Origin of the sequence: Streptomyces prasinopilosus (assembly GCF_001419695.1) — a bacterium.
GTDB lineage: Bacteria > Actinomycetota > Actinomycetes > Streptomycetales > Streptomycetaceae > Streptomyces > Streptomyces prasinopilosus.
On the sequence record NZ_LIRG01000049.1, the window covers coordinates 1 to 12,867 of the forward strand.

Annotated in this window: 12 protein-coding genes; 4 read left to right on the top strand and 8 right to left on the bottom strand. The window is 72.0% G+C overall.

Features of this window, described 5'->3' with window-relative positions; genetic code table 11:
• The 3 genes from AOK18_RS03170 to AOK18_RS03180 form a co-directional block, all read right to left on the bottom strand.
• Positions 1–665: response regulator transcription factor (locus AOK18_RS03170; RefSeq protein WP_055693264.1), on the bottom strand; the 665-nt coding region annotated here is incomplete at its 3' end.
• A gap of 56 nt (positions 666–721) precedes the next feature.
• Entirely contained in the window at positions 722–1,597 is an 876-nt protein-coding gene (locus tag AOK18_RS03175) for an ABC transporter permease (protein ID WP_055693265.1), read from the bottom strand.
• Positions 1,594–2,550 (bottom strand): ABC transporter ATP-binding protein, encoded by a 957-nt coding sequence (locus AOK18_RS03180; RefSeq protein WP_055693266.1) that lies wholly within the window; start codon positions 2,548–2,550, stop codon positions 1,594–1,596. Before AOK18_RS03180 ends, AOK18_RS03175 begins: the two co-directional genes overlap by 4 nt.
• Before the next feature lie 397 nt (positions 2,551–2,947).
• Between AOK18_RS03180 and AOK18_RS03185 the strand changes: the two genes are divergently transcribed.
• Entirely contained in the window at positions 2,948–5,956 is a 3,009-nt protein-coding gene (locus AOK18_RS03185) for a 3-keto-alpha-glucoside-1,2-lyase-like domain-containing protein (RefSeq protein WP_055693267.1), read from the top strand.
• A 45-nt stretch (positions 5,957–6,001) separates the two neighbouring features.
• On the opposite strand, the gene AOK18_RS03190 is transcribed toward AOK18_RS03185, so the two are convergent.
• The 3 genes from AOK18_RS03190 to AOK18_RS03200 all read right to left on the bottom strand — a co-directional run bounded on the left by AOK18_RS03190 (position 6,002) and on the right by AOK18_RS03200 (position 8,652).
• Positions 6,002–7,318, bottom strand: coding sequence for an MFS transporter (locus tag AOK18_RS03190; protein ID WP_055693268.1), 1,317 nt, complete (start codon positions 7,316–7,318; stop codon positions 6,002–6,004).
• 249 nt (positions 7,319–7,567) lie between these two features.
• Positions 7,568–7,780 carry a DUF397 domain-containing protein gene (locus tag AOK18_RS03195; RefSeq protein ID WP_055693269.1) on the bottom strand — a complete coding sequence of 71 codons (213 nt, stop codon included), beginning with the start codon at positions 7,778–7,780 and terminating at the stop codon, positions 7,568–7,570.
• Positions 7,777–8,652, bottom strand: coding sequence for a helix-turn-helix domain-containing protein (locus AOK18_RS03200; RefSeq protein ID WP_055693270.1), 876 nt, complete (start codon positions 8,650–8,652; stop codon positions 7,777–7,779). Before AOK18_RS03200 ends, AOK18_RS03195 begins: the two co-directional genes overlap by 4 nt.
• 168 nt (positions 8,653–8,820) lie before the next feature.
• On the opposite strand from AOK18_RS03200, the gene AOK18_RS03205 reads away from it, so the two are divergent.
• Together AOK18_RS03205 and AOK18_RS03210 are read left to right on the top strand one after the other, a co-directional pair.
• Positions 8,821–9,093 carry a hypothetical protein gene (locus AOK18_RS03205; protein WP_055693273.1) on the top strand — a complete coding sequence of 91 codons (273 nt, stop codon included), beginning with the start codon at positions 8,821–8,823 and terminating at the stop codon, positions 9,091–9,093.
• Complete coding sequence (locus AOK18_RS03210; protein ID WP_055693271.1) at positions 9,090–9,527, top strand: type II toxin-antitoxin system VapC family toxin; 438 nt, start codon at positions 9,090–9,092, stop codon at positions 9,525–9,527. Before AOK18_RS03205 ends, AOK18_RS03210 begins: the two co-directional genes overlap by 4 nt.
• A 37-nt stretch (positions 9,528–9,564) precedes the next feature.
• On the opposite strand, the gene AOK18_RS03215 is transcribed toward AOK18_RS03210, so the two are convergent.
• Together AOK18_RS03215 and AOK18_RS03220 are read right to left on the bottom strand one after the other, a co-directional pair.
• Positions 9,565–10,011: a VOC family protein gene (locus tag AOK18_RS03215; protein WP_055693274.1), complete on the bottom strand. Its 447-nt coding sequence runs from the start codon at positions 10,009–10,011 to the stop codon at positions 9,565–9,567.
• 62 nt (positions 10,012–10,073) lie between these two features.
• Positions 10,074–10,619, bottom strand: a complete 546-nt coding sequence (locus AOK18_RS03220) for a pyridoxamine 5'-phosphate oxidase family protein (RefSeq protein ID WP_055573393.1) — start codon at positions 10,617–10,619, stop codon at positions 10,074–10,076.
• Positions 10,620–10,828: 209 nt separating this feature from the next.
• Between AOK18_RS03220 and AOK18_RS03225 the strand changes: the two genes are divergently transcribed.
• The coding region (locus AOK18_RS03225) for a bifunctional [glutamine synthetase] adenylyltransferase/[glutamine synthetase]-adenylyl-L-tyrosine phosphorylase (protein WP_055693272.1) at positions 10,829–12,867 on the top strand (2,039 nt) is incomplete at its 3' end.

Consider the following 12,867-nt stretch of genomic DNA (forward strand, 5'->3'; position numbering starts at 1 on the left):
CCGCGCACCGTGTGGATCAGTTTGGGCTCACCGGCGTCCACCTTGCGCCGCAGGTAGCTGACGTACGAGGCGACGATGCTGTCGTCGCCGCCGAAGTCGTAGCGCCACACGAGCTCGAGTAGCTGCTCCTTGGACAGCACCCGGCCGGCGTGTTCCATCAGGACGCGCAGCAGGTCGAACTCGGTCGGGGAGAGCGGGACCGTCCGTCCCCCACGGGTGACGTGACGCCCTTCGGGGTCCAGCGCGAGATCGCCGACGACCAGCCGTCCGTCCGGCTGCCGGCCGCCGGTGCGGCGCAGGATGGCCCGGATCCGGAGGATCAGTTCCTCCAGGTTGAACGGTTTGGTGACGTAGTCGTCACCGCCGGCCGTCAGCCCGCCGATCCGGTCCTCGGCCGCGTCCCGGGCGGTGAGGAACAGGACCGGCGGCGGGCCTGCCGCTGCCGGTGGCCCCTCCCCGCGCAGCCTGCGCACGACCTCGAACCCGTCGAAGTCCGGCAGCATCACGTCGAGGACGATCAGGTCGGGCCGCTCCTGCCGCACCGCGGCCATCGCCTCGGCGCCGGCCGACACCGCCCTCACCTCGAAACCGGCCAGCCGCAGGCTCGCGGAGAGGAGTTCGCGCAGCGTGGCGTCGTCCTCCACGACCAGCAAGTGTTCCGCCACAGTCGTCCCGTCCGTCCCGTCCTGTTCGTCGTGCCCCGCCGGTCCCGGTGCCCCGTCTACGCGTCCCGCCCGCGGAAGGTGAGGAACGCGGCCGTCAGGAGGAGCACGACACAGCCTGCCATCACGGCGAGCCCCGGCCACGGTGTCAGCAGATCGGGGTCACGGTAGCCGGTGAGGATCCGCCCGCCCGCGGACGGCGGCCAGTACTTCGCCGTCCCGTCGGCGAGCGGTCCGGGCAGCGCCGGTGCGAGCGCCGGGACGATCAGCATCGCCGTGAACAGGGTCGTCACCGTGGCCGTGGTGCTGCGGATGAGGGTGCCTGCGGCGAGTCCGAGCAGCGCGGCGAGCGCCAGGTACAGTCCGCCGCCCAGGACGGCGCGCCAGGCTTCCGGGTCCGTGAGGGCGTGGTGCGGGGCCCCGGCGCCCTGGAGGGCCGCCCGGCCCACGAGGAACGCGCCGAAGGTCGTCGCCACTCCGGTCGGCAGGGCGATCGCCGTGAGCACGGCGGCCTTGGCCGCGAGCACCCGGCCGCGGCGGGGCACGGCGGTCAGGGTGGCGACGATCGTGCGGCTGCCGTACTCGGCGGTGACGACCAGGCCGCCGAGCAGGGCCAGGGTGACCTGCGCCAGGATGTAGCCCTGCGTGCTGATGGCCAGGGGGTCGAAGGCGGCCCGGTCCTCGGCCGTCATGGTGGCGTACTCGTCCCCCGACGCGGAGCCGTTGAGCGCGGCGAGGGCCGCACCCGCGACGAGGGTGCCCAGCACGACGTACAGGGTGGAGCGCATCGTGCGCACCCTGATCCACTCGGCGTGCAGGCAGTGGAGCGACGTGGCCCGGCCCGCCGGTCCGGCCGGGGTCCCGTGCCGGTCCTGCCGCGTCCTCACCGGCCCCTCGGCCCGTGCCGTGCGCTTGTCGACGGTGTCCTGGCTCATCGGGCCGTTTCCTTCCTGGCGGAGTCCCTCGCGGTGGAGGCCTTCTGCGCGGAGTACTCGATGCTGTCCCGGGTCAGTTCCATGAAGGCCTCCTCCAAGGAGGTCCGGCGGAGGGCCAGTTCGTGCAGTTCGACGCCGTCCGCCGCGGCCAGGGCGCCGATCCGTGCCGCGTCGAGGCCGGTCACGATCAGGCCGTCCTCGCCGGCCGGCCTCACGGCTCCGCCCGCTGCCGCGAGCCGGCCGCCGAACGGGACCGCCCGGGGGGTGCGCACGACGACTTCGCGCTCCGTGTGCTCGGAGCAGGAGGCGATGAAGTCCGCCACGCCGGTGTCGGCGATGAGCCGGCCCCGGCCGATGACGACGAGGTGGTCGACGGTGATCTCGACCTCGCTCATCAGGTGGCTGGACATCATCACGGTCCGTCCTTCGGCGGCCATGCGCCGCATCAGCCGGCGGATCCAGACGATCCCCTCGGGGTCGAGGCCGTTGAGCGGTTCGTCGAGCACGAGTACGGGCGGATCCCCCAGGAGGGCGGCCGCGATGCCGAGCCGCTGCTTCATCCCGAGGGAGTACGTGCCCGCCGCACGCCGTGCCACCTCGGAGAGGCCCACCTCCTCCAGTACGGCGTCGACGCGGCGGCGCGGGATCCCGTTGCTCGCCGCGAGCGCCAGCAGATGGTGGAAGGCGCTCCGGCCGGGCAGCAGTGCCCCGGCGTCCAGCAGTGCGCCCACGGCCCTCAGCGGCACGGGGTGCGCGGCGGCGGGCCGGCCGCCGACGGTGGCCGTGCCGGAGGTGGGGGCGTCCAGGCCGAGGACCATCCGCAGGGTGGTGGACTTGCCGGCCCCGTTCGGCCCCAGGAAGCCCGTCACCTCTCCGGGGCGCACGGTGAAACTCAGGTCGTCGACGGCCAGGACCTCTCCGTAGCGCTTGGTGAGTCCACGCACTTCGATCATCGGCTCTCCAGGAACAAGTCGCTGTGACCGGCGCACCGGTCGGTGTGCCGGGAGCAAGGCTCGCCGGAGCGGCTGGGAGGGGGATGGGAGATTCTGTGCGCCGGATGGGAGCGGGGGGCGGCGCGAGGCCGCACATGTCCTGATCGGGGCGTGTTGTTCCGCGCGTCCCCGGCCTCCGACGGGCGGAGTTGCGCCGGACTCCCGCACAACTCACAGGAACGGGGCGGCTCCTCCCCTCCGGCCGCACGGTCCCGGACTTTGAACTCTCCGATGACAAAGTATGGACATGTCAAACGGAAGTCCTCTAGCTTGACGGCGCAAGTACAGCGCCACCGCAGCAGACCGGAGCGAAATCCGGCACGGTCCGGTCCCCTACCCGTGTACTCGTGGAGGACCAATGCGCCACCGTCTGTTCCCACGCGCCCGAAAACACCTCGTCCCCCTCCTGTTCGCGGGAACGCTGACCGCCGGACTGTGCTCCGCGCCGCCGGCCACCGCAGCTCCCGCGGACATCCCGCCCCAGGAACCCGGCATCACGCTGCGCGTGTTCGACGTGCAGACGCCGCTGAGCAAGCTGTGCACCCTGAAACCGGGTCAGACCCCCAACCACGACAAGCTGATGCCGACGGTCGACTGGTCCACGGAGGCCGACTTCGGCGGGCTGGCCGACCGTTTCGTCACCGAAGCGTCGGGCTACCTGAACGTGCCGAGCGACGGCTCGTACGTGTTCCGCCTGACCAGTGACGACGGCTCGCGGCTGGCGATCGACGGCGACACGGTGATCGACCACGACGGGCTGCACGGTGCCGAGCCGAAGGACGGCACGGTCCATCTCACCGCCGGGGCCCACCCGTTGCGCATCGACCACTTCGAACGCGACGGCGGGCAGCAGCTCCAGCTGGCCTGGAAGCCGCCGGGGGCGAGCGACTTCACGATCGTGCCCCGGGACGTGCTGAGCACCGACGCCGGGGTCGTCCGGGTCACGGCGCCGGGCCGCAAGGAGTGCGAGGCGAGCGGCGACTCCCCCGGCGACGGCCTCCCGCTCACCGGCGTGCGCCCCGACCTGACCCTCACCGATCTGCGTCCGGAAGGCTTCGAGCCTCAGGTCAGCGGCATGGACTGGCTGCCCGACGGACGTCTGGCGATCAGCACCTGGGGCGGCACCGACAACGTTGCCGGAGAGGTGTACCTGCTCGACGACGTCACCGGCGCCACCGGCCGCGACAAGGTCACCGTCACCGAGGTGGCGAGCGGGCTGCGCGAGCCCATGGGGATCAAGTACGTCGACGGGTCCCTGTACGTGTCGCAGAAGCACGAGCTGACCCGGCTCGTCGACCGCGACGGCGACGAGGTGACCGACGAGTACCGGACGGTCGCCACCTGGCCCTACGGGGGCAACTTCCACGAGTTCGCCTTCGGCCTGCTCTACCGGGACGGCCACTTCTACGTGAACCTCTCCGTCGCCATCGACCTCGGCGGCGCGACCACCGTGCCGCAGCCGGCACCGGGCCGCGGGGCCACGTACAAGATCAGCAAGAGGACGGGGAAGATCAGCCCGGTCGCGGGAGGACTGCGGACGCCCAACGGCATCGGCTGGGGGCCCGACGGCAGCATCTTCGCCACCGACAACCAGGGCGGCTGGCTTCCCTCCTCGAAGCTCGTCCAGATCAAGCAGGACCGCTTCTTCAACCACTACACCGAGCCCGCCGGCCCCTTCGACGACTCCCCCGTCACCGAGCCGGTGCTGTGGCTGCCGCAGAACGAGATCGCCAACTCGCCCTCCACTCCCCTGTACCTGAGGAAGGGCGCGTTCGCCGGCCAGATGCTGCTGGGCGACGTCACCTACGGCGGCCTGCAGCGCGCCTACCTGGAGAAGGTCGGGGGCCAGTACCAGGGGGCCGTCTTCCGCTACACCCAGGGCCTGGAGGCCGGCGTCAACCGGGTCACCCAGGGACCCGACGGCGCGATCTACGTCGGCGGCCTGGGGGCGGACGGCAACTGGGGCCAGGAGGGCAAGCTCAGGTTCGGCCTGCAGAAGCTGACCCCGAACGGCGGCAACACGTTCGACGTCAAGACCATGCGCGCCGTGCCCGGCGGCTTCGACCTGACCTACACCCAGCCGCTGTCCGACGCCACCGCCGAGCAGCTGGCGGCCCATTACCGCGCGGAGCAGTGGCGCTACACGCCGACCGCGGACTACGGCGGCCCGAAGATCGCCGAGGAGCGGCTGGCGGTGCGCTCGGCGGTGCTCTCGAAGGACCGGCGCACCGTCAGGCTCCGGCTGGACGGCCTCCAGCCGGGCCGCGTCGTCCACCTCCGCTCCCCGCGCCCCTTCACCTCGGACTCCGGCGAGCAGCTGTGGAACACCGAGGCCTGGTACACCCTCAATCGGATCCCGGGCAAGCAGCCCGCCCCCGCGACCCGGTACGAGGCCGAGGAGGCGCGCCTGACGGGCACGGCCGGGGTGAACACCGACCACGCCGGCCACTCCGGCAGCGGTTTCGTGGACCGCTACGCCACCGAGGGCAGGGCCGGTACGACGTTCGACGTGACGGTCCCGAAGTCGGGCACCTACGACGTGGGGCTGCGCTATTCCAACGGGCCCAACCCGTTCCGGGGCACCAAGTCCCTGTCCCTGTACGTCAACGGGAAGAAACTGCGGCAGACGCAGCTCCCCCCCACCGACGACTGGGACTCCTGGTCCACGCGGACCGAACGGCTCGCGCTGCGCGCCGGGAGCAACACGGTCTCCTACCGGTTCGACGCGGGCGACACCGGCCATGTCAATCTCGACATGCTCAGCGTCCATCCGCGGGGAGCCGAGGTTCCGCTCTTCGACGGCACGGCCGCCTCCCAGGCGCAGTGGCAGCACACGGACGGCCGGAACCTGCGATGGCCGCTCGGTGACGAGAAGTCGATGGAGGTGTGCTGCGGCGACATCCGCACCAAGGACGCCTACCAGGACTTCAGGCTGCACGTGGAGTTCCGGGTCCCGCTGCTCCCGCCCGACGTCACCGGACAGGACCGGGGGAACAGCGGCATCTTCCTCCAGGACCGCTACGAGCTCCAGATCCTCGACTCCTACGGTGACACCACCCTCGACACCGACGAGGCGGGGGCGTTCTACCTGAAGCGGGCACCGGACGTCAACGCGGCGACGGCGCCCGAGACCTGGCAGAGCTACGACATCGACTTCCGCGCGGCGCGCTTCGACGACGGCGGCCGCAAGACCGCCGACGCCCGGGTCACCGTGGTGTGGAACGGGAAGAAGGTCCACGACGACGTCGCCCTCGACGGACCGACCGCGTCGGGCCGGTCCGAGACTCCCGCCGCGGGAGCGATCCGGCTGCAGGACCACGGGAACGAGGTGAGGTTCCGCAACATCCGGATCACTCCCCTGACGTGATCCCCCGTCGTGCCGGGCGGTCCTCGCGGCCGCCCGGCACGGCCGTCAGCTGTCCGCCTTCTCCACCGTCCCGGCCGGATCCGGCCCACCCGTCGCGGCCGTGTGGGCGGAGCGGCGGCGGAGGGCGTCCTCGTCGGTCAGCGCGTCGTAGGTGAGCAGCTTCGGCAGCGCGACGGCGAGCAGGCCCACCGAGGCCACGCAGGCGAGACCGCCGGTCCAGAAGGCGGGACGGGTCCCGGTCCAGCCGGCCATCGCGCCCGCCCGGACCTGTCCGAGCTGCGGACCGACGCTGTACGACAGCACCTCGATGCCCGCGAGCCGGCCGCGCAGTTCGTCGGGGATGGTCTGGTTCCAGATCGTGGAGCGGCCCAGTCCGCTGAGCATGTCCCCCGCCCCGGCCAGGGCCAGGCAGGCCAGCACCAGCCAGATGTCCGACAGCCACCCGGCCGCCGCGATGGCCATGCCCCAGCCGGCCGCGCCGCACACCACCAGCAGCCCGTGCCGCCGCACCCGGGACACCCAGCCGCTGGTCAGGCTCACCGCCACCGAGCCGACCGAACCCGCCGCGTACATCAGGCCCAGCGACCAGTCGGCGTCCAGTTCGTCGGCGAGGAACGGGAAGATCGTGTTCGGGAAGGCGAAGAACATCGCCGCCATGTCCACCGCGTACGTGCCCAGCAGTACCGGCCGCGACCAGGCGTACCGCGCCCCCTCGGCGATGCCGCGCAGCGACGGCTTCCCGGCGTTCTCGGCCGCCGGCATGGGGGACAGCCGCAGGCACAGCAGCAGCGAGACGGCGAAGCCGGCCGCCGTCGTGGCGTAGGCCGGGGCGTTGCCCGCGTACGCCACGACCAGACCGGCCAGGGCGGGTCCGGCGATCGCACCGATCTGCCAGCGCAGCGCGTTCAGGGCGGCCGCCGCCGGGAGCTGGTCGTGCGGCACGATCCGGGCCATCAGCGAGTCCAGCGCGGGCCGCTGGAGCCCCGCCAGGGCCGCGACCCCGGCCGCGACCACGTACAGCGGCCACAGCATCGGTTCCGGCAGCATCGCGTTGACCAGGAGCACGAGCGCGAGCACGCCCAGTCCGGCCTCGGTGAGCAGGATGACCCTGCGCCGGTCCGCGGCGTCGGCGAGGGCGCCGCCGTACAGTCCGAAGACCACCAGGGGCACCAGTTCGACCGCGCCCATGGCGCCCACGGCGAGGGGCGATCCGGTCAGTTCCTTGATCTGGAGCGGCAGGGCGACCAGGGCCATGAAGCTGCCGAAGGTCGTGACCAGCCCCTGCACCCACAGGAGCCGGAAGTCGCGGGAGGAGCGCCAGGGCGAGAGGTCGGGAAGGATCGCGGAGAGTCCGGAGGTCACGTCCCGCTCCGCACCACGGGTTCGGAGGAGGACGCGGCGGCCTCGATCGGCAGTCGCGGGCGGGGTGGGCGCATGGTCGAACTCCACGGTTCCTGAAGGGGGGAGGCGCCGGCCCACCCACGCCCGGAGCCCGGGATGCCGTCATGGAGCGCGCACCGCACCTGAAGCAGAAACTTAGGCAAGCCTTGCCTTTACTTTCGGTACGGTAAGCGCACGACCCCGGTTGCCGCAAATGATCGTTCCGGTGGTTCAGGCGCGCACGTCGGACGCCGACGCCGTGAACGCCGACCAGGCGCGGCGGGAGACGGCCAGCGCCCGGCGCCGGGTGTCCTTCGAGTCCCGGACGTGGACGGCTTCGGGGCGTACGGCGACCTCGACGCAGTTACCGCCTCCACCGCCGCTGTAGCTGCTCTTGAACCAGGTCAGTTCGACGTCGTCTGCGACCGATCCCTTGCGGTTCATGTCTCCCCCAGCACCTGCTCGATGAAAGCCGACGACTCTCGTCCGGTCAGCGCCTCGGCTCGGATGATGCCATAGCGCAGCTCCAGAATCCGCAGGTGCCGAGGTTCGGTGACGGGGCGGCTGCCGAACTCGTCATCGGCACGGCCAACCGCTGTGCCGTCTGCGAACTTGAGCATCTGGACGCGCCCTCCGGTCCCCGGATGGTCTCCGTGGGACGTCGGCATCACCTGAATCGAAACGAAGCGCAATTGCGCCAACTCCAGGAGGTGTTCGAGCTGCCTGCGCAACACCATCCTGCCCCCGATCGGACGCCGCAGAGTCACCTCTTCCTGCACGAAACTCAGTTCCGGCGCGGGTTTCCGCCCGAAGACGGCGGTGCGAGCCGTACGCGCGGCGACCGCCCTCTCCAACTCGTCCTCCGAGAGCGTCGGCCGCCGCGTGCTCAGGAGCGCGCGAGCGTACTCCTCGGTCTGCAGGACTCCGTGAAGATTGTGGCTGCCGTACGACAGTAGCTCCACCGCCTGGGCCTCCAGCTTCGCCAAGTTCCGTACCTTCTTCGGGTACCGGACCTTCGCCACGTCCTCCGACATCGCGGCGAGCAGTCCGCCCGCGCCCAACACCTCGTCGGCCTTCTCCAGGTACTCGGGGCGGGGGATCCGGTGGCCGGCCTCGACCTTGTAGGCCAGGTCCTCCCCGTACCCCATCGCCGCCGCGAAGTCGGCGACCCGCATGCCCACGGACTCCCGCCGCAACTTCAACTGCCGCCCCACCGTGGTGATGACGGCCACTCCCCACTCGTCGTCCGGGTCGACCTCCCAGCCCGGCTCGTCCGTCCCGTCCCCGACCCGCATCGCCTCACCGTCCACCGGCATCCGCACCCCTCCGTCGTACGCGTCGCGTCGTATCGCGAGGCGTACGACGGTAGGTGCGGCGGTGAGGGCGGGTGGGGGAAAGCGGAGTGCGGTACACCTACGGGTGACCCGGGCGGCCGACGAGTCCGTTCGGCCACGCCGTGGTACATGATCTGTACCATGATGGACATGGCTCTGAAGCGCACCAACGTATACGCCGAGGACAGTGACCTGCTCCTCATCAAAGAGGCCGCCCGACGGCTCGGTGTGCCGGAGGCGGAGATCATTCGCGAGGGCATTCACCGGATCGCCCTGGCGCACCGTGTCTGGGACGAGCCGTTCGTCTCCGACGAGGAGACCTTCGACCTGGGTGCTGCTCCCGTGGACGAGGACGAGATCCGGGCGGCGGTGTCGGACGGGTACGCGGAGCGTGAGCGCCGGAACCGGGGCCGCGCGGCGTGATCGCCATCGCCGACACCTCCGGCATCCTCACCCTCTTCAACCGGTCGGACCCCGATCACCACACGGCGAGAAAGGCCGCGGACCGGTGCGGCTTCCTCGTGGCCACCCCGCCGGCGCTCACGGAGGTGCATCAGGTGGCGGGCAGCCGGGCGGGGCGCGCGGCCGCCGACGGAATCCTTCGCTCCCTCACGGAGCGTGTGCGGCAGATGCGGTTGGTGCTGGCGCCCACCACGCCGGAGATCATGGATGCCGCGTTGGCCGTGCGGGCGCGGTACGCCTCACTCGACCTGGATCTGGTGGACGCCGTCAACGTCGCCCTTGCCGCCGAGTACGACACGGATGCCATCCTCACCAGAGACCTCCGGGACTTCCGGGCCCTGCGCCCGGCGGGTGGGCGGTACAGCTGCTTCCGGATCCTTCCCGACGATCTCTGATCAGGTCATCGGCGTCCATGGACGTCCTCGGCGTGCCCTATTTCCGGCGTTCCGCCAGGTCCGTCAGGAGCCGGTGCAGGGGCTCGGTGGCGCGACGGCGGTACTCCTGGACGGCCCAGCCGTTGCCGTCGGGGTCCTTGAAGTACATGAAGGTGGCCCCGTCGTCGGGGGCGTACACGACCGGCTCGGAGATCTCCAGGCCGCGGGCGGTCAGTTCGGCGTGGGCCGCCTTGATGTCGGTGACGCACAGCTGCAGTGCCTGGTACGAGCCCGGCGCCGGGCGGACGCCGCCCGCCATCTCCCAGATGCTGTCGCCCAGCGCGATCGAACAGCCGGAGCCCGGGGGCGTCAGCTGGACGATGCGCATGCCCGGCATGACCTCCTGGTCGATGTCGACGTGGAAGCCGACCTTGTCCCGGTAGAAGTCCCTGGCCCGGTCGATGTCGCTGACGGGCAGCGGGAGCACTTCGAGGGTCATGGCCATGTTCATCGGGGTTCCTCCGGCTGAGTCGGCGAGGTCGGTCCGGTCGGTGCGGGCTCTCGGTGTCACGCGAAGCGCCATCGGGTCTGGCTGAACGGCTCCCCCTTACCGAAGCCGAAAACCGTGCGCGGCGCCACCGAGAACACGGCAGCGTGTCCCGGCCCGTGGTGGAAGTGGCCGTCCCGCACCTCGAAGTGCCAGAAGCTGCCGTACTTCGCCTCCCAGGCCGCCGCCAGTTCGCGCAGCCTGCCGTCGTCGGCGACCCGGACAGCCTCGCCCTCCACCGTCAGGTCGTAGCCCTTGTTCCAGGTGTTGGTGCCGGTGGTCAGGACGACGTGCGGGTTCGTCTCCAGGTTGCGGGCCTTGCGTTCCTCCGGTCCGGTGCAGAAGTGCAGCGCGCCGTCCGACCAGACGGCGGGGAGCGGGGTGACGTGGGGACGTCCGTCGGGGCGGACCGTCGAGATCCAGAAGAGTTCCGCTCCGGTGAGCAGTGCCTCCGCCTCGGGCCAGGAGACGGCGGTCGCCTTCGGGTCGCTGTAGCGCGGGTCGAGACGGGTCTCGGGGGAGAGGAGAGCCGGGGGCCCGTTCGTTTCGGGTGTTCCGTCGGTCATGAGGACCTCACCGGTCGGGGGCGGAGGGGAGCAGGGGAGTTCTTCCCTGCGACGGTATGACTCCGCCCGCCCCCGGAACTCATCGCGCACGGCCGTCCCGGGGCCGGAGCGCGGTGTGGCGGATAGGCTCGTCGCCTGGACGGAGTGCGCGGCGAGCCCGAGGTGGGTCCGCCGCGGACCGAGGGACCGAGGACCGAGGGAGACCGGGTATGACGTCGGTGCCGGGGCGCAGGAGCAGTACCTTCACGCGGCTGCTGCGGCACGGTTTCACCGACCCGGCGGCCGCCGAACGGCTGCTGGACGGCCCCGAGCTGGCCGCGGTGCGCGACGACCCGGTCCTGCTGGAGGCGCTCGGCGGCACCGCCGACCCCGACCTCGCGCTGCTGGGACTGGTCCGGCTGCTGGAGGCGCAGACCGGCGCCACCGGCCGGCAGGAGCTGCTGGACACCCTGATCGCCGCCAAGCCGCTGCGCGACCGGCTGCTCGGCGTGCTCGGCGCCTCCGAGGCCCTGGCCGACCACCTCGCCCGGCACGCCGGCGACTGGCAGGCGCTCGTCACGTACGAGGCGCGGGACCTGCACCCCGGCGTGACCGAGTTCGAACAGGGCCTGGCCGAAGCCACCGACCCCGTGTCGCTGCGCGTCGCCTACCGGCGCTGCCTGCTGTCCATCGCCGCCCGCGACGTCTGCGGCACCACCGAGGTGTCCGAGACCGCCGCCGAACTCGCCGACCTCGCCACCGCCACCCTGCGCGCCGCCCTCGCGCTCGCCGAGGCCGACGCGCCCGAGGACGCCGCCCTGTGCCGGCTCGCGGTGGTCGCGATGGGCAAGTGCGGCGGACACGAGCTGAACTACGTGTCGGACGTCGACGTCATCTTCGTCGGCGAGGCGGTGAACGGCGCCGACGAGGACAAGGCCCTGCGCGCCGCCACCCGGCTGGCCGCGCACATGATGCGGATCTGCTCCGAGAACACCGTCGAGGGCACCATCTGGCCCGTCGACGCCAACCTGCGGCCCGAGGGCCGCAACGGCCCGCTGGTGCGCACCCTCGCCTCGCACCGCGCCTACTACCAGCGCTGGGCCAAGACCTGGGAGTTCCAGGCGCTGCTCAAGGCCCGCCCGGTGGCCGGCGACCTCGCGCTCGGCGAGGAGTACGTCGCCGCCCTGCGGCCGCTGGTGTGGCAGGCCGCCGAGCGGGAGAACTTCGTCCCCGACGTGCAGAAGATGCGCCGCCGGGTGGTCGACAACATCCCCACCGCCGAGGTCGACCGCCAGCTCAAGCTCGGCCCCGGCGGACTGCGCGACGTCGAGTTCGCCGTGCAGCTGCTCCAGCTGGTGCACGGCCGCACCGACACCTCCCTGCGCAGCGGCACCACCCTCGACGCGCTGAAGGCCCTCGCCGCCGGCGGCTACGTCGGCCGCGCGGACGCCGCGCAACTCGACGACGCCTACCGCTTCCTGCGCTCCCTGGAACACCGCATCCAGCTCTTCAGGCTGCGCCGCACCCACCTGGTCCCGGAGGACGACGCCGACCTGCGCCGCATCGGCCGCTCCCTGGGCCTGCGCACCGATCCGGTGACGAGCCTGACCCGCGAGTGGCGGCGGCACGCCTCCGTCGTACGGCGGCTGCACGAGAAACTGTTCTACCGGCCGCTGCTCGACGCGGTCGCCCAACTCGCCCCCGGCGAGGCCCGGCTCAGCGCCGCGGCCGCCCGCGAACGGCTGGTCGCCCTCGGCTACGCCGACCCGGCCGCCGCCCTGCGCCACCTGGAGGCGCTGGCGTCCGGCGTGACCCGCAAGGCGGCCATCCAGCGGACCCTGCTGCCCGTGCTGCTCGGCTGGTTCGCCGACTCCGCCGACCCGGACGCCGGCCTGCTCAACTTCCGCAAGGTCTCCGACGCGCTCGGCAGGACCCCCTGGTACCTGCGGCTGCTGCGCGACGAGGGCGCCGCCGCCGAGAACCTCGCCCGCGTCCTGTCCGCCGGCCGGCTCGCCCCCGACCTGCTGCTGCGCGCCCCCGAGGCGGTGGCCCTGCTCGGCGACGGGGACGGCGGCCTCAGGCCCCGCACCCGCGCCCACCTGGAACAGGAGGTCCTCGCCGCCGTCCGCCGCGCCGACGGCGCCACCCAGGCCGTCGACGCCGCCCGCGGGATCCGCCGCCGCGAACTGTTCCGCACCGCCGCCACCGACATCATCGGCTCCTACGGCACCGAGTCCCAGCCCGCCGAGGCCGACCAGGGCGCCCTGGT